Here is a 19,570-nt window from a genome sequence, read left to right as displayed (position 1 = left end):
ACCCATACCCTACACCTTCGAATGGCCCGTCGTCATGGGCTGTTTTGGACAAGAGTGAGATAGGATGGCTATTTATAGTTAAGCATCCCCGACCGGACGACCACAGATGACACATCCGTCGCTTCAAAAGCTCCCGTCGGCTGCTTTGCCCTACGTAGCGCAGCTCGCTGCCGAGGTGATAGAGCGTGCAGCCTCGTTCGGAAGCGAACGCTGGGGAGTCACGCCGTACCCCGACGGAATTCGTATTAACGTCGGGTGGACAGAGATTCTCACTGCCTGCCCCAAGTTCATTCATCTGATCGTTGACGGTGTTCGTGCACGGAAGCTCCAGTTGCCAGACGCTGTTTCCCTCATCGAGGGTAAGGACAGCAGAGGCTACTATCCGACCGTTCCGGGTTCATTGAAGGCCAAAATTCCTTACGAGCCGAGCGAGGTCTTTGAGCGGTCGATTGAGGCTCTTCGTCCGGCTCTCCTTAAAGCCGTCAGCCTTGCAGCTCGTCGGCGCGCCGGGCGTGGGGTAAGGGAAGGTCATCGACAAGAGGTTGTCGATGCTTTGGCCGCCCACGTGGGAAGGGTACTTCCATCCCCCAATTTTGCGGTGGTGTCTCAAAATAACATCGCAGTCGGCGCAGAGCTGATGGAAGGTGCATTGCGTCGGGTGATGAGCTCAGAATACGAACGCAATCCTGCCGCACGTCGTGCATGCATTGAACACTACGGTACCGCATGCTTCGTCTGCGGCTTTTCGTTCGAGGCAACGTTCGGCGAGCTCGGTCGCGGCTTCATACACGTCCATCACCTTACTCCTGTCTCATCGGTCGGCGCCAACCATGCTGTCGATCCCATTAATGACTTGAGGCCTGTCTGTCCTAATTGCCATGCAATGCTTCATCGTGAAGATCCGCCTCTGACGATAGAGGCATTGCGAACGTACTTGTCAGATGAAAACGATGCCTAACTTGCCAATCGAGACGGACCTTCGCAAGTAGACTTCGCCGCTTGCTTCGGCCGCTCATTGGCGTCGTTATGCGGCAGGAGTCCCCCCTCTTTTAACGCGCACGAGAGGGGAATCAGGAAGCAGCGCGGTGTAATGTGTGTAAAGGAGGAGAAAACATGGCTGATCGCATCAAATATCTAGAACCTATCTCAAAATTGCCTTAGCAGCATGGTGATACACGCTAACTGCACGAAACCCAGAAAGTTTGCGGCGTAGTATTCCCAGCGAACCAAGAGGCGGCGCTTCCATTGCAGCCAGGCAAAGGACCTCTCCACGATCCAACGCCGCTCGTAGCGCCGAAGCCGTCGCCCGTCCTGGGTCTTGAGCTTGCGGTTGGAGCGATGCGGCGCAATGAGTTCCACGCCCTCCTTCTTCGTAAGCGTCCGCCGAACACCGTCCTTGACGGCGGCGGAACGCTCAGGCAGCGAGGGGAAGGTCTGAGGTGGGTGTGAGCTGCTCAGCGACCGCCCAGGGCAGCAGCTCGGCGACGCGGCTGACCGGGTGCTCGGCGATGCGCTCGAGCACGAAGCGCAAATAGGCTTCGGGATCAAGCCCGCTGAGCTTGGCCGAGCCGATCAGGCTATAGAGCGTTTTGGCGCGCACGCCGCCGGCATCCGAGCCGGCGAAGAGATAGTTCTTCCGGCCGATGGCCACCGCCCGCAGCGCGCGTTCGGCGGCATTGTTGTCGATCTCGATGCGCCCGTCGTGCACGTAGCGGGTAAGCGCCGGCCAGCGGGTCGTGGCATAGCGGATCGCCTCGGCGAGCGCCGGTTTCTGCGAGAGCTTGCGCAAGGTGTCGATGAGCCAGGCGTGGAAGTCTTCGATGAGGGGCGAGGCGCGAGCCTGCCGCACCTGGGCTCGCGCATGCGGGGGCGCGCCGCGAATCTCCTCTTCAATCGCGTAGAGCGCGCCGATCCGTTTGAGCGCCTCGGCGGCAATCGGCGAGGCGTGCGCCCAGCAGGCGGCCTCGATGATCCGGCCACCCTCGTAGAGCGCGTCGAACCCCGCATAGGCGTCGGCCTGCAGGATGCCGGCGAAGGACTTTAGGTGAGCCTGGGGATGCTCCCCGCGGCGGTTGGGCGAGTAGGCGAACCAGGCCGCGGGCGGCGCCTGCGCGCCAGCCGGCCGATCATCCCGGACATAGGTCCACAACCGCCCGGTCTTCGTCTTGCCTTCGCCTGGCGCGAGCACCGGCACCGGGGTGTCGTCGGCGTGCAGCTTGTCGCCGGCCAGCACGTAGTGGCGCAGCGCCGCAACGAGGGGCGAGAGCAGGGCCGAGCACTGGCCGACCCAGTCGGCGAGCGTGGAGCGCTCCAGCTCCACGCCGTCGCGGGCGTAGATCTCGCTTTGGCGGTACAGCGGCGGATGATCGGCGAACTTGGACACCAGCACATGGGCGAGCAGGCCGGGACCGGCCAGGCCCCGGGTGATCGGCCAGCTCGCCGCCGGCGCCTACACGATGGTGTCACAACGGGCACAGGCGAACTTGGGGCGTACTTGGCGGATCACCTTGAAGCGGGCGGGAATCCGCTCCAGGATCTCGCAGACGTCTTCGCCTAGCTGCTTCAGGGCGCCCCCGCAATCCGGGCAGCAGGCGTGCGCCGGCTCCAGCACGAGCTCCTCGCGGGGCAGATGCGTCGGCAGGGGCTTGCGCACGGGCTTGGCCGTTTCGGCCGGCTTGCTCACCCCCTCCGGAGCCGGGCGCTCGGCCTGGGCCGTTTCCAGTTCCTCCAGCGCCAGCTCCATCTGCGCGAGGGTATCGTCCAGCTGCTCAGAGCGGCGGCCGAAGTGCATGGGCGCAGCTTGGCGATGACGAGCTTGAGGTGTTCGATCTCGGCCTGCTGGGCGGCGACGATGCCCTTGAAGAGGGCGGGATCGTCGGGCAGGGCGGCGTGCGCAGGCATGGCGGGAGTCTACGCGAACCCGTCGACTGTGAACAGCCCCTCGGGATGATGCCTGGTAGAGCCGCGCTACGCGGCCTGCTGCGGTGGCCAGCTCCTTTGCGGGCGGCGCCAGTCGATGCCTTCGAGCAGCATGGCGAGCTGCGCCGGGGTGAGATGCACAGTCCCTTCCGTCGCCTGCGGCCAGACGAAGCGGCCACGCTCCAGGCGCTTGGCCAAGAGGCACAGGCCGTCGCCGTCCCACCAAAGCAGTTTCACGCGATCGCCGCGCCGGCCGCGGAAGACGAACACGTGCCCCGAGAAGGGATCGGCGGCGAGCTTCTCCTGGATGAGGGCGGTGAGGCCGTCGAAGCCCTTCCTCATGTCGGTGGCCCCGGCCGCCAGCCACACGCGCGTGCCGGCGTGCAACCCGATCATCGCAGCGCGCCGAGTACGGCGCGCAGAGCCTCTGTCTCGACGCGCCCCACCACGCGCAGGCGCGCGCCCGCCAGCTCGATCTCGATGTATCCCTTGGGATGGGCTTCGGCCGGCAGGCGCGGCGCCTGGGGTTCGCGGCGCACGGCCACCGGCAGCAGCGTCGCGCCCAACTCGCCCCATTCGCCAGCCCGGTACTTGGCGATCCACTTGCGCACGAGGTTGGCATTGACCCCGTGGGCCAGGGCCACGCCAGCGACCGAGGCGCCCGGCCTCAGGCACAGCTCGACGATCTTGCGCTTCTCGGTGAGGGAGCGGCGCCGGTACGGGCCGCGACCAAGGCGCGCTTCGTTCTCAATGCTCGTTTGAGCCTGCATGGTGTCCACCCTCAAATCGGGTGGACACCTTCGTCGATCCGGGTTGCTCAATCAAGACAGTGATGGCCGGACGCTTACTTCCACGCCCTCCTTCTTCAGCTCTTGGTCCAGGGTGTCGCTGTCGCAGGCGCGATCACCAATAAGATTCTCGGGCTTTGCTTCGATCATGTAGAAGTCGAAGCTCAACTGCACCAGCGTGACCTCGTGATGGTTCGCGGCATGCGTGCTCACCGACAGCGGCAGTCCATGGCGATCCACGATCGCCAGGATCTTCACGCCCTTGCCGCGCTTGGTCTTGCCAACCTCTTCGCCTCCGCCCTTGGCCGAGGCAAAGGCGGCATCGATAAAGCTCTCGCGCTCGTCGATCTCGCCTTCCTCGCGAAGCGTGTTGGCCAAGTCCTTCAGGATCTCGCGCAGTATCTCGCATTCGCACCAGCGCTGAAAGCGCCGATGCACCGTCTTGTAGTTCGGGTAGCACTGCGGAAGCATGTGCCACTGCGCGCCAGTGTTCAGAATCCAAAGGCACCGCTTCGAGCACCTCGCGCGCCGGCACGGGCTTGCGCTCTGCGCGACCTTCGGGGATGTTCTTCTCAGGGAAATGCTCCCGAATTCGCTCCCATCGTTCGTCGCCCAAACGCAGCATGAACCCAATTCTAGAAACTCATACGCGCGCAGATAACAATTTTGATATAGGTTCTAGTGTTGCACTTGTAGATTGAGACCAAGTAAGTTCTAATCTGTTACCTATGTGTCTGGACCGTACCCCCGTCGACGGCCTAACAATCGCTTGCAAGCGACGCCCGAAGCGTGGCGTTAGAGCGCACGCACTTCCATGCCAATAAACTTCTGGCTATAATCTGGCCAGAATGCGATTCTCGATCATCCTCGCCCCGGAGGCCGCCGAAGACCTCCGAAGGCTGAAGGCAAACCTCCGTGCCAAGGTGAAAGAGGCGCTCGAAACGCACCTGAGGCACGAGCCGACGAAGACCAGCCGCAGCCGTATTAAGCGCTTGCGCGGCCTATCCAGGCCGCAATACCGGCTACGGGTCGAAGAGGTTCGAGTGTTCTACGACGTTTCAGGCTCGACTGTCGAGGTACTGGCGATCGTGGCCAAATCGGAGGCTGAGTCATGGCTGGCGCAATTCGGAAGTCCCGAGTAAAGGAGGTCCCCCTGTCCGAGCTGAAGGACGACCTGTCGCGCTTTCTTCGCGAAGCGGAGAAGGGGGAAATCGTCATCACCCGCCACGGCAAGCCGGCCGGTGTGCTGATCGGTTTCGCGTCCGAGGACGACTGGTTCGACTATCGGCTCGAGCACGATTCGCGTTTCCTGAAACGAATTGAGTCGGCACGCAGCAGTTTGCGCGCCGGGCGCGGCGTGAAGCTGGAGGATCTCAAGTGAAAGGGCGCTCTAACCGCGTGGTCGAAAGCGACGCGCGGGAAGAGCGTCCGCGCGCTTCACCGCAGGCGTTAGGCTCGTGATCGGCTGGCGACAGGAGGTACTTATGGCCAAAGCCAGGATCGGCACTATCGGGTCAGGATGGGCCACGAGCTGCAACCGAGGCTGCTGTATGCCTAACAAGCCGCTGCAGCCGGCGCAAGCCGTTGCTTACCCCGAATGAGGTCCATCAGCCGGCCGATCGCACAGTCCGCCAATTGACGGCCCAAGCGGCTACACAGCTTTTCAGGGCCATCACGGAGCGATCCCTTGAGCACCAAAGAAGATCTCGCGACTCCCGCTTTCTGGGACGCTCGCTTTCGCGACAAACGCGCCCCCTGAGATGCCGGGTCCACGCCGCTGGATCTCGAGCGCCACCTGGTCAGAGAAAGCGGCAGCGGTCGAGTATTGATTCCGGGATGCGGTTTAGCCTACGAGCTCCGCACCTTCTTTGAAAAAGGCTACGAAGTGGTCGCGATCGATTTCAGCGTGGCGGCCGTGGAAAGAGCGAAAGGGCTGTTGGGTGCGTTGCAAGACGCCGTGGTGCTCGGAGATTTCTTCTCGTACGATTTCGGTAGAAGGCCCTTCGATCTCGTTTACGAGCGCGCCTTTCTCGCTTACCTGCCGCGTAGGATGTGGCCCGACTACGCGCATCGCTTGGGGGAGCTGCTCCGCCCAGGAGGCAAGCTTATCGGCTTCTTTGTCTACGGCGAGCAGCAGGGAGGTCCGCCATTCTGTTTGAAAGCGAGTGAATTGGTCTAACTTTTGGGCGACAGATTCGAAAAGACGGCGGAAGCCGCTGTAACAACCTCCGTGCCGGTATTCAAGGGCAGAGAACGATGAGAAGTCTGGGCAAAGAGACGATGACGACACAAATTTCCGGACATCCCGTAAAACGGGCGGCTGCAGGCGATCACGGCTACCCGCCGAACGGGAAATGTTACGGGGTAACCCTGCGGTTACTGCCCAGCCGTGCCTAACGATCCGGCTTCCCTCGGATCCGGCTTCCCTCGCTCACCACGGGGGCAATGGGTCCCACGTGCTAACGGAGCTCGCCCCTTATTTAGTCGCGGTCATCGATCTTTCCGGCGTCATCAAGTACGTCAATTCCGTTATCACTCGGGTCATGGGTTACCTGCCGGCCGAGGTCATCGGGCGGCCGTTTCTGGAATTCGTCCAGCGGGAAGACGTGGTTGTAAAGGAGCGCGCCAATCGCGCCCCCGGCTAAGGGGCTCGGGCGGCTTCGGTCATGATCGTGGTTATCCGAATCGCGTCGACTGGCATCGTTCATCGCGTTGGCTATAGCCGACGCCGTGCCGTCACGCAACCCGAATGAGCGCTATCAGCCGGCCGATGACCTAGGCCAGCGCCTGGGGCGGCAGTCGGTCGATATATTTTGCCCGGCGTGCGCGCCAATCGAGACTCTTCACGTAGTCAGAAAGCACGGCTCCACCAATCTTGAGCCCTTGTGGCAGCACGACCTCGAACGGATAGCCCTTGATTTGGCTTGTAATGGGACACATCAATGCCGAGCCCGCCTTGCGGTTGTATATTGATGGAGATATGACCAGCGCCGGACGATGTCCGGATTGTTCATGCCCTGCCTGGGGATTGAACTGCACCCAGACCAGATCGCCTCTTTCGGGCACGTACGCCAACTTGTCATCACGCTTCGCGCCCTACAGGGCCTTCAATTTCCGGCTCCCGATGGCGGTTCTTCGGCGTAATGCGCTTAACCAGGCTTGCCAGACTCGGGCTTTCCTCTGTGACGGGTTCGATAACGATGCGGCCATCATCGATGGAAATTTTCACGCTCGTCCCATCGGTCACATTGAGGGTCTTCGCGAACGCCGCCGGAAGCCGGACGGCGAGACTGTGCCTCCATTTCACGACTCTTTGAGTGCTCATCACCTGCCCTCATAGTCATGTGTCTACAATGCTTCTACTAAAGCAGGATGCCGTCTGCAAATGCCTTCGCGGTGCCGCCTCCACTTGGGCTCATCACACTACACCCACCGCAGTCCAGCATGCCGGCCGGCACCCGGAATCCACGTCTTTGATTAACAAGCGCCGACATTTCCTCCGGCGCATACAGCTCGGGCTCTTCAAGCGAGGACAGATGCCTTTTGCCGTGGAAATAAACGAGGCCCATTTATGAACGAGGACGCAAGCGCTGTCCACGTACAGTCGCTCGCGGAGCGAGACCTGCCGGCCGCTTACGCCGTTCTGCGGGAGCTGAGCGCCCATATGACCTGGGAGCCGTTTCTCGAGCGCCTTGCCAGGCAGCAACGGGCCCACGGCTACACGCTGGTCGGCGCCTTCCGGTCAGGGGAGCTGGTGGGGGTCATGGGCATGCGGCCGCTGGAGACCATGGCGCGCGGGCCGCACCTGCACATCGACGACCTGGTGGTCTCTGCCCGCGCCCGCCGGCGCGGCGTCGGCCGGCGGCTGCTTGCCTACGCCGAGGGGTACGCCCGGGAACAGGGGCTCAACGCGGTCTTTCTCGACAGCCGGGCAGACGCAGTGACGTTCTACGCCGCTTTGGGGTACCGGCCGCACACAGCGACGGTGATGCGCAAGGATTTCATCGAGACATAGAGAGGCGTACGGTCTTTTCGTCGATGGCGCCGGATCCGGCAGCAGCGCAAGTCGGTCTTGTGCTACGATCGTCCACTCGGCGCGGGCCGGCGAAACGGCAGCGAACCTGGCGCGGAATTCCTCGCACCTCACGGCCTGTGGGTGGCCCTTCCCGGCGAGGCGCCGCCGTGGGGGTCCACGGAAGACAAGTCGGAAAAAAACGTCATGGCATGGTCCATTCTGATCGTTGCAGGTTTGTTTGAAATCGCCTGGGCCATCGGGTTGAAATATACGGACGGCTTCACCCGCTTCTGGCCCTCTTTGGCCACCGGGTTCGCCATGATCGCCAGCGTGGTTCTGCTGGGGCTTGCGGTCCGGACGCTCCCCGTCGGCACCGCCTACGCCGTCTGGACGGGGATCGGCGCCGTGGGGACCTTCGCCCTCGGCATCGTGCTGTTCAACGAGCCCGCCTCGGTTGGGAGGATCTTGTGCGCGGCCCTCATCTTCGGGGGCATTCTCGGCCTCAAGCTCACCCATGCCTCCTGACCTCCCCGTGACACAAGTGCTCGCCCGGGTTCCCGGGACCTACGAGAAAGCTGAACGTTTTCATTTCGTCGAGGCATAGAATGCGCTCCCTCGCCCATCTCTTCTCCAACAACCGCCGCTGGGCGGCCCGGGTCACGCGGCGCAGCCGGACTTTTCCCAGCGGCTTGTGGCCCAGCAGGCGCCGGAATACCTGTGGATCGGCTGCTCCGACAGCCGGGTTCCCGCCAACGAGACCGTGGATCTCCCGCTCGGGAAGCTTTTCGTCCACGGCAACGTCGCCAACGTGGTGGTCCATACCGACCTCAACTGCCTTTCGGTGCTCCAGTACGCCGTCGACGTGCTCAAGGTGGGCCACGTGATCGTCTGCGGCCATTACGGCTGCGGCGGAGTGCGGGCGGCGCTGACCAACGCGAAGCTTGGGCTGATCGACAACTGGCTGCGCCACGTGCAGGACGTGCAGCGGCAGCACGGGGCGCTGCTGGCGGCGCTCGACGACTCGGCGCGGGCGGACCGGTTGTGCGAGCTGAACGTCATCGAGGAGGTGCGGCACGTGTGCGAGACCACCGTGGTCCAGGACGCCTGGGCGCGAGGGCAGCCGCTCATGGTCTACGGCTGGATCTACGCCCTGCAGGACGGCTTGTTGCGGGACCTGGACGTGACCATCGCCGACCTGGCCGAGCTGGACAGGCAACGCCAGGCCGCCCTCGCCAGGCTCGGCGAAACCACGCCACCCATCGCCGCGCCGGGTCTGCGCCCTCGTTGATCCATCCAATTGCGCCAGGGTCCCTCCGCGACCATGCCGAACGCCCCGACTCCCCTGCTTTCCCCCATCGAAGCCCGGGTTCTCGCGGTGCTGGTAGAGAAGCAGCGCACCGTGCCGGACACCTACCCCTTGAGCCTCAACGCCCTGGTGGCCGGCTGCAACCAGAAGACCAGCCGCGACCCGGTTATGGCCCTGGACGAAGCCGAGGTGCAGACAGCCCTCGATCGTCTCAAGGCGCAAACCCTGGTCATCGAATCGAGCGGCGGGCGGGTGATGCGCTACGCCCAGAACATGGAAAAGACGTGGCAGATCCCGTCCCAATCGGCGGCCCTGCTGGCGGTGCTGATGCTGCGCGGCCCCCAGACCGCCGGAGAGCTGCGCCTCAACTGCGAGCGCCTGCACCGGTTCGCCGACATCTCGGCGGTGGAGGGTTTCCTGCAGGAGCTGGCCCAGCGACCGGCGGGGGCCCTGGTGGCCGAGCTGCCCCGTCAGCCCGGCGCACGGGAAAGCCGCTGGACTCACCTGCTCTGCGGGACCCCGGCGTCAAGGGAATGGATTCCCGCCACGCCCCCCATGGCCAGCGACCGCGGCCCCGCGGCGATGGATTTCTCCGCCCTCGCCGAGCGCCTCGCCCAGCTCGAAGCCGAAGTCGCGGCGTTAAAGGCCCTGGTAGCCGAGCTGCGGGGGAGCCGCGACGGCCTTCCGTGACCCACGCACTCATGCTTGCGGGGCGCATTGTCCGCTCTGGCGTCCCCGAGGTGGCGCAAAGCAATGCCGTCAAGGCTTCCGCCGCCTTCGGGACAGGGCGCCGACCACCATCCCCAGGGCGAACGCGGCCCCCAAGGCGCCCGCCTCGGGAAGCAAAGCGCTCTCGAGCCCGACCCCGGAGAGGGAGCGGGGTGGACACGCCACCCGGGCCAGCTCCTCCCGGGTGATCTGGGTCATGTGGGGGATCTGGTCGAGCCCGTAGACGCAGATCTCCCCGCCCGGCAGGGCGCAGAAGCGCTCGGACGGGCATCGGGTGAGAATGTTCTTTTCCACGCCGGGCCCGCAGCGGGCGCCGGCGCTCTGGAGCACCTGGATCGTGACCTCGGGGTATTTGGAGATCTGTTCCGGCATGGCGCCTCCTTGTCACAAGACGGGGAAAACAGGGGGCAAACGAGACTTGGCGAGCATCCTTCCATTAGGCGCTAAGCGGTAAATGGCTGGAACCTATCCCGAAATCGCGCGCACGGTAAGGCGTGCTTTAGCGCGCCCTGGCGGCGCTTCCGGATGCGTGGTGCGTTTCGCTGCGCTCTATGCACCCTACTCCCTTTTGAGATACGTTTTAATCGACCCTTCACCGGATTGATGAATGAGCGCTCTGCCGATCGGGCCCGCGGCCTGGTGGCGACTCGGTCTGGGCCTCGCCGCCGCGGCCCTGGCGGCCGCTTTCGCCGTGCATTTCATGACCGGCATGCCGGGAAAATCCCACACGGGCCCTCATCCGCCCCTCTCGGCGGAAGAGAGGCTCCTCCGCGACCGGCTTGAGCGGCACGTCGGGACCCTGGCGGGGGAAATCGGGGAGCGGAGCCTCTGGAACCCCGCCGGCCTGGAAGCGGCGGCCCGCTACGTCCGGGACGCTTTCGAGCGGGAGGGCTGGCAGGTGACCGAGCACCCGTACCGGGTGGAAGGGATCCAGGTCAGGAACGTCGAAGCGGCCAAGCCCGGTATTTCCAGACCCCGGGAGATCGTCCTGGTAGGCGCCCACTACGATTCCCTCGCCGGCACGCCGGGCGCCAACGACAACGCCACCGGCACGGCGGCCTTGCTCGAGCTCGCCCGGCTGCTCAAGGGGCGGCCCCTGGCGCGCACCCTGCGCCTGGTGGCCTTCGTCAACGAAGAGCCGCCCTTCTTTCATACCGATGTCATGGGGAGCCGGGTCTATGCCCGGCGCGCTCGGCAGAGGAACGAAAACGTCGTAGCCATGCTCTCGCTGGAGACGATCGGCTACTACACCGATCGCCCCGGAAGCCAGTCCTACCCCGCTGGGCTCGGCCTCTTCTATCCCGGCACGGGAAACTTCATCGCTTTCGTGGGCAACCTTTCTTCCCGGGAGTTGCTACGCCGAGCGATCCGGGCGTTCCGCGAAAGCACGCCCTTTCCCTCCGAAGGCGGAGCCGTGCCAAGCTGGGTGATGGGGGCGGGCTGGTCGGACCACTGGTCCTTCTGGGAGGAGGGCTACCGGGCCATCATGGTGACCGACACCGCCCTGTTCCGCTATCCCTATTATCACTCCCCCCAGGACACGCCGGACAAGGTGGACTACGAATCCATGGCGCGGGTGGTAAGCGGTCTGGCCCACGTGGTCGCCGATCTGGCCGACGGGAGTCCCTAGCGGGCGCTCCGGAGCCGGGGCGACGCAGTCCAGGGGTCTGCATCGGTCCCGTATAATGACCGCCCGCTCCCGGAAACCTCCTACCCGCCCGCCTCCCGATCCATGCCGCCCGGCCGCAACGACCCCTGCCCCTGCGGCAGCGGAAAGAAGTACAAGCACTGCTGCGGTGCCGCCGGCGCGACACCTCCCGCGCAGCCCCTCGAGCGCGCCCGGGCGCTGCTGCAGGCGGGCCGTGCCGCCGAGGCGGAGCCCCTCCTGCGGCGTATGGCCGCCGAGCGTCCCGGGGATGCTGCCGTCTGGAATCTGCTCGGCTTGTGCGCCCATCACCAGGGACGCGGCGAAGCGGCGGTGGAGGCCATGGCGCGAGCGTCGGCCCTCGCTCCCACGCAACGAGCATTCCAGGCCAACCTGGGCCTGCTGCTCGCCGAAGCCGGCCGCCTCGCCGAATCGGAGCAGGTGCTGCGCCGCGGGCTCGAGCGCTGGCCCCAGGATCCGAACCTCCACGGCCTCCTGGGCGGCGTGCTCCAGCGCCAGGGGCGGGCGGACGAGGCCCTCGCCCATTTTGACCGGGCGGTCAACCTCGCCCCCCAGGACAGCGCCGCCCACACCAACCTGGGCCAGGCGCTATACAGCCTGGGCCGGTTCGAGGCGGCCCGCGCCGCCTTGACCCGGGCCATCGCTCTGGACCCGGGCAATGCCATGGCCCACAACAATCTGGGCAATGTGCTGGGGGATCTGGGCGACGGGGCCGGGGCGATCCGCTGCTACGAGCAGGCCGTCACCCTGCAGCCCGGCTTCGCCATGGCGTGGCATAACCTGGCGCGGCAACTGCGCCAGGGCGGGGTGGGCCTGCCGGCGTTGCACGCCGCCCGCCAGGCGGCACGGCTCACGCCCGGGAACCCGGGCCACTGGCAGCTCGTGGCGGATGCCGTCGAAGGTCTCGACCCCGCAGCCCTTCCCGAGGATCTCGAGCCGGACCTGGTGGCCTGCCTCGCCCGGCCCGACGTGGACGCGGCTCCCCTCGCCCAGGCGGCGCTTCACGTGCTCCGCCGCGATGCCGCGTTCGCCGGTGCCCTGGCGGCGGCCCGGCGGCAAGAGGCGATCGAGCCCCACCTGGAGGCCTTCGACCGGCCCTTGTTCCTGCACCTCCTCGCCCGCACGCCGATACCCGATCCCGAGATGGAAGCCCTCTGCGCTGGGCTGCGGGCGCAAGCCCTCGCCTGCTGGAGCGATCCGGCGCGCCGGCTGGCGTCCGAACAGGCGCTGCGGCTCCTGGCGGCCCTGGCAGCCCAATGCTTTCTCAACGAGTACCTCTACGGGGAGAGGGACGAGGAGCGCGACCAAGTGGAAGCCCTGCTGGCGACGGCATCGGCGCCACCCGAAGAGGACGCCCTCACGGCCGGCACCCGGCTCGCCCTCATCGCCTGCTATCGCCCGCTCTTTACCGTTCCCGGCGTTGACGCCCTCGCGGCGCGAGCCAAGCACCCCCTGGTCCAGCCTCTGGTGGCGCAGCAACTGGAGGAGCCGCGGGAGGAGTTGCGCCTGTGGGAGGTCCTGCCCACCCTCTCCCCGCCGGCGGGCCCGGTCAGCCTGGCGGTTAAGCGGCAGTACGAGGAGAACCCCTACCCGCGCTGGTCCGCCCTGCCCGCTTTCGTCGGCGCCTATCCCCTGGCGGCGCGGCTGCGGGCGGTATGTCCACGGCTTGCGGAGGCCGACCTGGCGCTGCCCGAGCGGCCGCGCATCCTGGTCGCCGGCTGCGGCACCGGCCGGCACGCGGCCATCACCGCGATGCTGAACCCCAATGCCAAAGTCATCGCCATCGACCTGAGCCGGGCGAGCCTCGCCCACGGGATGCGCCAGGCGCGGAAGCTCCGCCTCGGCAACCTCGCCTTCGCCCAGGCGGATCTCCTCGACCTGGCAAACCTGGAGGAGTCCTTCGACGTGATCGAGGCGGCCGGCGTGCTCCATCATCTGGAGAGGCCCCTGGACGGCTGGCGGGCACTGCTCGGCCGGCTGGCGCCCCAGGGCTTCATGAAGGTCGCCCTCTATAGCGAGGCCGGGCGCGCGGCGGTGGTGGCGGCGCGCAGCCTCATCGCCGAGCGGGGATTCGCGCCCGATGCCTGCCTGGCCGGCAGGCAGGCCGCGGGCATTCGGGCCTGCCGCCAGGAGATTCTCGCCCTCCCCGACGACCATCCCGCCAAGGCGGTGGCGCGCTCATTGGACTTCTATACCCTCTCGGGCTGCCGCGATCTTCTGTTCCACGTCCAGGAGCACCGCTTCACCCTTCCCCAGATCGCGACAATGCTCGATGCGTTGGGGCTTGAGTTCCTGGGCTTCGAGCTGGACGCGCCCGGGCTCGCCGCCCGCTACCGGGCCGAGTTCCCCGGCGACCCGGCGCTGCAGTCCCTAGAGAACTGGGCCGCCTTCGAGAAGTGCCATCCCACCACCTTCGCCCACATGTACCAGTTCTGGGTCCGCCGCGCGGGGGATTGAACCTCGAGAGGCCGCATCGTTGTAGGGTGCGCTTCAGCGCACCGCCTGAGGCAGGTCCCCTTGTACCGCTGACGGCGCGTTTCGCTCGCCTGCCGCGACGAGGGCACCCCAGGCAGGCTTCGCTCAACACACCCTGCCCGCTCCCTGCGAGTTCCGACGCCCGCCTCAGGGGGCTCGGTAGGTCACCCGGTGGCTGCGGAAGATACGCTCCACCGTGCCGTCGCGGCGCAGCGCGTCCATGGCCTCCTCCAGCGCCAAGGCAAGCTCGGTGGCCTCCGCTTTGACCGCGAGCCCCAACACCCAGCCGGTGAGAGAAAGACCCGCGCTCCGCGCTTCGAACGGGGTGACCGCGATGTGGGTGTGGGTGCCGTCCAGAACCCCTTCGATCTCGGAGCGGGGCGCGAGCACCGCCGCCACCTCTCCCGCCGCGAGGGCCCGCACCGCGTCGGCCGCGGTTCGGTAGCGCACCACGTTCTCCCGCAGGCGGCCGTTCCATACGGTGCTCAGGAAGTCGTCCGGCAGGGTTGCCAACTCGACCGCGATCTTTTCGTGGGCGAAGGCCTCCAGGCCCGCCACGTCCTCGACCCGGGGGATGCGGCGCGTATCCCGGGCGAGGGCCATCTGCTCCCGGTGATAAGGCGCGAGGATCTTGACCTGAGGGTTCTTCTGCGCGAGATAAGGGTCCACGGGCACATGCAGCATCGCGTCGGCGATCCGTCCGCCCAGGTAATGGCCCTTCCACACCATGTTGCGCAGGTCGTCGTTCATGTCCTCGTCGGCGTTGAACCAGACGAGCTCGACCCCGAGCCCCAGTCTTTCCCCTAGCGCTTGCGCCAGGTCCACGTCGATGCCGCGGCCCGCCTGGGAGAAAGGCGGGAAATCGTTGTACACCGCGAGGCGCAGGCTCCCCCGCTGCTGCAGCTCGGCGAGGGTCTCGGCCTGCACCGCCAGCGCGGCGCCCGCGCCCATGACGAACCACGCCCACAGAACCAGGGCCGTCCTATTCCTCCCCATGGACCGACTCCAGCCACGCCCGGATCGCCCAAAGCGCCTCCTGGCTCAGAATTCCTTCGAAAGGCGGCATGTACACCCGCCCGTCCCGGGATGAGCCCTTGCGCACCCGCATGACATAGATCTCGTCTCCTTCATCGCCCTTGGGCAGATGGCGCAGGTCCGGGGCGATGCCGCCCGAGACCGCCTCCAGCCCGTGACAGCGGGCGCAGTTCTGGTTGTACGCGGAAGCGCCGATGGCGATGGCCTGGGGGTTGCCCCGGTACGGGTTGGTGGAGCGCCACTCCGAACCGAGGGGCTGCAGTCCCGAGACATCCACCGGCTGCGGGGTCACGTCTCCGTGGGCACGGGCCATCACAGGGCCCAGCCCCAGCAGTACCGCCAGGACCCGGGCATACATCCGTCCAGTCTTTCGTTCCTTTCCCATCGTGCTCTTCCCAATCGTCATACCGAAGCGAAGCCTGCCGAAGCCGGCCATGGAGCAGCATTCATGCCAGCGTGGTGGCAAGGGGACAACCCGCGCCATGAAAGAAGACGCCCGTGGTGTTTGCCAGGAGCCGAATGGCCCGCTTTTTGTTACAGTAAGAATTGCCGCCAGTGCGACTGTCCCATTTTGGTACACAATCGGCGAAAAGCTCCCGCGCGAGTGGTTCCGGCGGCGATTGGAGAGGAGGAAGCATGAAAGCGCCCGCCCATGAGCCGGGCCGCGCCATCCAGGCGGCGCGGGATCTTTTCTTCCATAAAGCCGAGGCGCCCGACGGGCTCCTGCGGGAACCCATCATCCGTTCATGGCAGCGCTGCCGCCAGGCGGGGCTCCCCGCGGAGCAGCGCTCGCGGGAAGCAGAACGGCTCGAGCGGCTGGTTTTGGCGGAGAAGCGGGAACAGCACCTCGTCCTGATTTCCCACGCCGAGCCGGTGATGGAAACCCTGTACCAGGAGATACGCAACACGGGAAGCATGGTCCTTCTGGCCGATCCGCAAGGCTTCATCCTGCACTCTCTGGGGGATCCTGACTTCGTGGAAAAGGCCCAGCGGGTCGCCCTGGAGCCCGGAGCCTCCTGGGCGGAAGAATCCAAGGGCACCAATGCCATCGGCACGGCGGTGGCGGAGCGCTCGCCGGTGGCCGTGCACGGCCCGGAGCATTACCTGGAGCGCAATGCCTTTCTCACCTGTTCGGCCGCACCCATCTTCGATCCCAGCGGCCGCGTCGCCGGGGTCCTGGACATCTCGGGCGATTATCGAAGCCATCACGCCCACACCCTCGCCCTAGTCAGGATGTCGGCCCAGATCATCGAGAACCGGCTGATCAATACCCGGTTCGACAAGGAGATCATCGCCTACTTCCATCCCCGTCCCGAGTTCCTGGGGACCCTGTGCGAGGGCATCGCGGTCTTTTCCTATACGGGTCAACTGTTGGCGGCCAACGGGAGCGCTCTTTATCAGCTCTGCCTGTCGCGGGACGCTTTGCACGCCCACACCTGGGAGTCCCTCTTCGATTCCTCCCTGGAAGGCCTGCTGCAACGGGCGTATTCCGGCAGACCGCCCACCACCCCTGTCTACCTGAGGAACGGGCTGCGAGTCTTCCTGCGGTTGAGGGCCGGCGGACCCAGGCTTTCCCCGCCCCTTGTTTTCGTGCAGGAAGGCCGCGCTTTCCCCAAGGCGGAAACGCCGGCCGCCCGCGGGGGACGGGACTGTTCGTTGACCCTCGACGCCCTGGATCTGGGGGATCCGAGGATGCACCGCCTGGTGGAGCGGGCGAAGTTGATCGTGGACCGGGACATCCCGGTGCTCATCCAGGGTGAATCCGGCGCGGGCAAGGAGCTCTTCGCCCGGGCGCTATGGGGCAGCGGCCCTCGCCGGCACCAGCCCTTCGTCGCGGTCAATTGCGCGGCGATCCCCGAAACGTTGATCGAGTCCGAGCTGTTCGGCTACGAAGAAGGCGCTTTCACCGGGGCGCGGCGCAAAGGCTACGTAGGGAAAATCCAGCAGGCCGACGGCGGGACCCTGTTCCTGGACGAAATCGGGGACATGCCCTTGCCGCTCCAGGCCCGCCTGCTGCGGGTCCTGCAGGAGCGCAGCGTGACCCCGCTGGGCAGCGGCAAGTCCTGTCCGGTGGATTTTTTCCTGATCTGCGCCACCCACCGCAACCTGCACGAGGAAGTGGCAAAGGGCAAGTTCCGCCAGGACCTTTATTACCGGATCCGGGGCATCCGCTTCCAGCTCCCTCCCCTACGGGAGCGGGCCGACTTCGAGAAACTGGTCCATTTTCTCCTCGCCCGGGAACACCCGGCCGGCGCTTCGGCCCAGGTCTCCGAGGAGGTGATGGCGGCTTTCCGCCGGCACGCCTGGCCCGGCAACCTGCGGGAGCTTCACAGCGTGCTGCGCGCCGCGGTGGCCATGGCCGGTGCTTCGCGCCTCATCGCCATGGAACATCTGCCGGAAGAGTTCCTGGAGGAGATGGCCACCGGCACTTCCTTCCAGGATGCAGGACCCGCGTCCGGGCGACCCACGGTGGAAAAGCTGGAAGAGATGGAAGCAAGCGCCATCCAGCGGGTGCTCGCCGAGACCGGGGGCAACGTTTCCGCTGCCGCCCGGCGGCTGGGCATCAGCCGCAACACCATCTACCGTAAGATGGCAGCCCTGCGCGGCAGGGATCGTTGCTAAGCCCCGCCGCGGTCTGCGCGGGGCGAAGCGAGGCGCACCCGGCAGCACGGCGAACGGTGCGCCTTTGGCGCACCGTTCCGTGCACGCTTCGTGACTCCTCGGGCTAGCGCTTCAGCTTGAAGACCCACAGCATGCCGCCCTGCTCCAGGTAGGCAACCCGCTTGGCCACTTCTCCGCCCCACAGGGGCACCGCGCCGCCCCAGCCGGAAGCCACGGCGACGTACTGCTCGCCGTCCATCTCCCAGGTGACGGGCGGCGCCACCACTCCGGAGCCGGTCTGGAAGGCCCAAAGCTCCTTCCCGGTCTTGGCGTCGAAGGCCTTCAGATAGCCCTCGGGCGTCCCGGCGAATACCAGGCCGCCGCCGGTCGCCAGCACTCCTCCCCAGAGGGGTGCGTTGTTCCGGTACTCCCACAAGATTTTTCCGCTTGCCGGGTCCACCGCTCGTAGCGCGCCGATATAATCGTCATAGAGGGGCTTAATGGTGAAGCCGGCGCCGAGAAAGGCCGCGCCCTTCTTGTAGGCGATGGGCTCGTTCCAGATGTCCATGCACCACTCGTTGGCCGGCACGTAAAATAGGCCGGTATCCGGGCTGTAGGCCATGGGCTGCTGGTTCTTGCCGCCCAGGAATGAAGGGCAGCTATAGACTACCTGGCCCTTCTTGCCGCCAGCGCTGTGCGCCGGGTTGCCGGGGCGGTTGTCGGGGACGTAAAGGGGCCGCCCGCTCTTTTCGTCGATGCCCTTGGCCCAGGTGATCTTGCTCACGAAGGGAAAAGCCTTGATGAGCTTTCCCGTCACCCGGTCGTTCACGTAGAAGAAGCCGTTGCGGTCGGCCTTGCCCCCCGCCTTGACGAGCTTTCCGTGCATCTTCAGGTCGAAGGGCACGAACTCATTCACTCCGTCGAAATCCCACCCGTCGTGGGGCGTGCTCTGGTAGTGCCAGACGATCTTGCCCGTATCGGCGTCGATGGCCACGGTGGCGGCGGAATAGAGGTTGTCCCCGGGACGCACCCAACTGTTCCAGGGCGCCGGGTTGCCGGTGCCGGCGTAGATCAGGTTGGTCTCCGGGTCGTAGGTGAAGTTGTTCCAGGTGGCGGCGCCGCAGGTCTTCCACAGATCCCCCGGCCAGGTGGCATTCGGGGATCCGGTGATCCCGTTCTCCTTGCCGTTGAGGTAACCCATGTGGCCTTCGCACACGGGGCGGGTCCAGATCAGCCGGCCGGTCCTGGCGTCGCGGGCGTCCACCCGCCCCACTACGCCAAACTCGCCCCCCGAGACGCCGGTCACCACCATGCCCTTCACGATCAAGGGCGCTGCCGTGTAGGAGTACCCCGCTTGATAGTCCGCCAGCTTTTCTTTCCACACCACCTTGCCCGTGTCCCGGTCCAGGGCCAGGAGCTGGGCGTCCAGGGTGCCGAAGATGACCAGGTTGTCGTAGAGCGCGGCCCCCCGGTTCACCACGTCGCAACAGGGCATGATGCCGTCGGGAAGCCGATGCTCGTACTTCCACAACTTCTTGCCGGTGCGCGCGTCCAGGGCAAAGAGGCGGGAGTAGGACGCGGTGACGAAGATCTTTCCGTCATGGATGAGGGGCGTCGCCTCCTGGCCCCGCTGCTTCTCTCCGCCGAAGGAAAAGGCCCAGACCGGCACCAGGTCTTTCACCGTCTCCGTGTTGATCTGGACCAGCGGGCTGTAGCGCTGGGCCCACGGCCCCATGCCGGCCGACACGATGTCCCCCGGCGTTTTCGCGTCGTCCAGGATGTCCTCGTCGGTCACCCCCCTTGCCTGGACGGTGACCGCCATGCCCGCCAAGATGGCGCCCCCGACGCCTGCGACGACGATCCTTTTCCAGCCCTTCGCCATTCTTCGATCTCCTTTCCTGTCACTCCCGCACGATGGGGCCCCTTTGCCAGGCCCTCTCCCGCCCGGGCGTTGGCAATTCGCGTGCCACCCACGCCCATTGGCGGCATGCCGCAGGGATAGATCCCTTTTCGGGGAAGTCGCCGCCCAGGGCTCC

The 19,570-nt window shown here is 65.9% G+C and carries 21 protein-coding genes and 2 pseudogenes; 12 read left to right on the top strand and 11 right to left on the bottom strand.

The features are described from left to right. Positions 1-106 precede the first annotated feature (106 nt). Entirely contained in the window at positions 107-958 is an 852-nt protein-coding gene (locus ACUVYZ_RS12775) for an HNH endonuclease (RefSeq protein WP_439934733.1), read from the top strand. Positions 959-1,146: 188 nt separating this feature from the next. Here ACUVYZ_RS12775 and ACUVYZ_RS12770 read toward each other — a convergent pair. From ACUVYZ_RS12770 to ACUVYZ_RS12750, 5 genes and pseudogenes are all read right to left on the bottom strand, one after another. Then, a pseudogene (locus ACUVYZ_RS12770) lies at positions 1,147-1,362 on the bottom strand (IS5 family transposase); the annotation flags it as partial. Between the two features lie 52 nt (positions 1,363-1,414). Beyond that, positions 1,415-2,901, bottom strand: a pseudogene (tnpC, locus tag ACUVYZ_RS12765) (IS66 family transposase). 66 nt (positions 2,902-2,967) lie between these two features. Beyond that, a complete protein-coding gene (gene tnpB / locus ACUVYZ_RS12760) occupies positions 2,968-3,315 on the bottom strand; it encodes an IS66 family insertion sequence element accessory protein TnpB (RefSeq protein WP_439934734.1) in 348 nt (115 codons plus the stop codon). Next, positions 3,312-3,689 carry an IS66-like element accessory protein TnpA gene (gene tnpA / locus ACUVYZ_RS12755; RefSeq protein WP_439934735.1) on the bottom strand — a complete coding sequence of 126 codons (378 nt, stop codon included), beginning with the start codon at positions 3,687-3,689 and terminating at the stop codon, positions 3,312-3,314. Before tnpA ends, tnpB begins: the two co-directional genes overlap by 4 nt. A gap of 51 nt (positions 3,690-3,740) precedes the next feature. Continuing rightward, the gene (locus ACUVYZ_RS12750) at positions 3,741-4,178 is read right to left on the bottom strand and encodes a transposase (RefSeq protein WP_439934736.1); all 438 of its coding nucleotides are present in this window, start codon (positions 4,176-4,178) and stop codon (positions 3,741-3,743) included. A 377-nt stretch (positions 4,179-4,555) separates the two neighbouring features. Here ACUVYZ_RS12750 and ACUVYZ_RS12745 point away from each other — a divergent pair, with 377 nt between their 5' ends. From ACUVYZ_RS12745 to ACUVYZ_RS12730, 4 genes are all read left to right on the top strand, one after another. After that, positions 4,556-4,849 carry a type II toxin-antitoxin system RelE family toxin gene (locus ACUVYZ_RS12745; RefSeq protein ID WP_439934737.1) on the top strand — a complete coding sequence of 98 codons (294 nt, stop codon included), beginning with the start codon at positions 4,556-4,558 and terminating at the stop codon, positions 4,847-4,849. Beyond that, on the top strand, positions 4,819-5,088 hold the full coding sequence (locus tag ACUVYZ_RS12740; protein ID WP_439934738.1) for a type II toxin-antitoxin system Phd/YefM family antitoxin: 270 nt from the start codon (positions 4,819-4,821) through the stop codon (positions 5,086-5,088). Before ACUVYZ_RS12745 ends, ACUVYZ_RS12740 begins: the two co-directional genes overlap by 31 nt. 396 nt (positions 5,089-5,484) lie before the next feature. After that, positions 5,485-5,886 carry a methyltransferase gene (locus tag ACUVYZ_RS12735; RefSeq protein WP_439934836.1) on the top strand — a complete coding sequence of 134 codons (402 nt, stop codon included), beginning with the start codon at positions 5,485-5,487 and terminating at the stop codon, positions 5,884-5,886. 277 nt (positions 5,887-6,163) lie between these two features. Next, the gene (locus ACUVYZ_RS12730) at positions 6,164-6,352 is read left to right on the top strand and encodes a PAS domain-containing protein (protein ID WP_439934739.1); all 189 of its coding nucleotides are present in this window, start codon (positions 6,164-6,166) and stop codon (positions 6,350-6,352) included. 130 nt (positions 6,353-6,482) lie between these two features. Here the strand turns inward: ACUVYZ_RS12730 and mazF are convergent, their stop codons facing one another. Both mazF and ACUVYZ_RS12720 read right to left on the bottom strand, forming a co-directional pair. Beyond that, positions 6,483-6,782 carry an endoribonuclease MazF gene (gene mazF, locus ACUVYZ_RS12725; RefSeq protein ID WP_439934740.1) on the bottom strand — a complete coding sequence of 100 codons (300 nt, stop codon included), beginning with the start codon at positions 6,780-6,782 and terminating at the stop codon, positions 6,483-6,485. Positions 6,783-6,789: 7 nt separating this feature from the next. Continuing rightward, positions 6,790-7,014, bottom strand: coding sequence for an AbrB/MazE/SpoVT family DNA-binding domain-containing protein (locus tag ACUVYZ_RS12720; protein WP_446033071.1), 225 nt, complete (start codon positions 7,012-7,014; stop codon positions 6,790-6,792). Positions 7,015-7,278: 264 nt separating this feature from the next. Here ACUVYZ_RS12720 and ACUVYZ_RS12715 point away from each other — a divergent pair, with 264 nt between their 5' ends. From ACUVYZ_RS12715 to ACUVYZ_RS12700, 4 genes are all read left to right on the top strand, one after another. Beyond that, a complete protein-coding gene (locus ACUVYZ_RS12715; protein ID WP_439934741.1) occupies positions 7,279-7,722 on the top strand; it encodes a GNAT family N-acetyltransferase in 444 nt (147 codons plus the stop codon). Between the two features lie 204 nt (positions 7,723-7,926). After that, the gene (gene sugE, locus ACUVYZ_RS12710) at positions 7,927-8,247 is read left to right on the top strand and encodes a quaternary ammonium compound efflux SMR transporter SugE (protein WP_439934742.1); all 321 of its coding nucleotides are present in this window, start codon (positions 7,927-7,929) and stop codon (positions 8,245-8,247) included. Between the two features lie 166 nt (positions 8,248-8,413). Further along, the gene (can, locus tag ACUVYZ_RS12705) at positions 8,414-9,010 is read left to right on the top strand and encodes a carbonate dehydratase (protein WP_439934743.1); all 597 of its coding nucleotides are present in this window, start codon (positions 8,414-8,416) and stop codon (positions 9,008-9,010) included. A 33-nt stretch (positions 9,011-9,043) separates the two neighbouring features. Further along, positions 9,044-9,718 carry a YceH family protein gene (locus tag ACUVYZ_RS12700; RefSeq protein WP_439934744.1) on the top strand — a complete coding sequence of 225 codons (675 nt, stop codon included), beginning with the start codon at positions 9,044-9,046 and terminating at the stop codon, positions 9,716-9,718. Between the two features lie 69 nt (positions 9,719-9,787). Here ACUVYZ_RS12700 and ACUVYZ_RS12695 read toward each other — a convergent pair whose 3' ends face one another. Then, complete coding sequence (locus ACUVYZ_RS12695; protein ID WP_439934745.1) at positions 9,788-10,129, bottom strand: hypothetical protein; 342 nt, start codon at positions 10,127-10,129, stop codon at positions 9,788-9,790. Between the two features lie 235 nt (positions 10,130-10,364). On the opposite strand from ACUVYZ_RS12695, the gene ACUVYZ_RS12690 reads away from it, so the two are divergent. Then, the gene (locus tag ACUVYZ_RS12690) at positions 10,365-11,387 is read left to right on the top strand and encodes a M28 family peptidase (RefSeq protein ID WP_439934746.1); all 1,023 of its coding nucleotides are present in this window, start codon (positions 10,365-10,367) and stop codon (positions 11,385-11,387) included. 102 nt (positions 11,388-11,489) lie between these two features. Further along, entirely contained in the window at positions 11,490-13,880 is a 2,391-nt protein-coding gene (locus tag ACUVYZ_RS12685; RefSeq protein ID WP_439934747.1) for a tetratricopeptide repeat protein, read from the top strand. A 165-nt stretch (positions 13,881-14,045) separates the two neighbouring features. Here the strand turns inward: ACUVYZ_RS12685 and ACUVYZ_RS12680 are convergent, their stop codons facing one another. Continuing rightward, complete coding sequence (locus ACUVYZ_RS12680; protein ID WP_439934748.1) at positions 14,046-14,894, bottom strand: substrate-binding periplasmic protein; 849 nt, start codon at positions 14,892-14,894, stop codon at positions 14,046-14,048. After that, complete coding sequence (pedF, locus tag ACUVYZ_RS12675) at positions 14,881-15,318, bottom strand: cytochrome c-550 PedF (protein WP_439934749.1); 438 nt, start codon at positions 15,316-15,318, stop codon at positions 14,881-14,883. The genes ACUVYZ_RS12680 and pedF overlap by 14 nt, the downstream gene beginning before the upstream one ends. A gap of 251 nt (positions 15,319-15,569) precedes the next feature. On the opposite strand from pedF, the gene ACUVYZ_RS12670 reads away from it, so the two are divergent. Beyond that, positions 15,570-17,555 (top strand): sigma-54-dependent Fis family transcriptional regulator, encoded by a 1,986-nt coding sequence (locus ACUVYZ_RS12670; RefSeq protein ID WP_439934750.1) that lies wholly within the window; start codon positions 15,570-15,572, stop codon positions 17,553-17,555. A gap of 103 nt (positions 17,556-17,658) precedes the next feature. Here ACUVYZ_RS12670 and ACUVYZ_RS12665 read toward each other — a convergent pair whose 3' ends face one another. Beyond that, positions 17,659-19,416 (bottom strand): PQQ-dependent methanol/ethanol family dehydrogenase, encoded by a 1,758-nt coding sequence (locus ACUVYZ_RS12665; RefSeq protein ID WP_439934751.1) that lies wholly within the window; start codon positions 19,414-19,416, stop codon positions 17,659-17,661. Positions 19,417-19,570: the final 154 nt, after the last annotated feature.

Source organism: Pelomicrobium sp. P1 (assembly GCF_052805615.1).
Note: the sequence above shows the minus strand (reverse complement) of the source record. Positions and strands in the feature narration are given on the sequence as shown.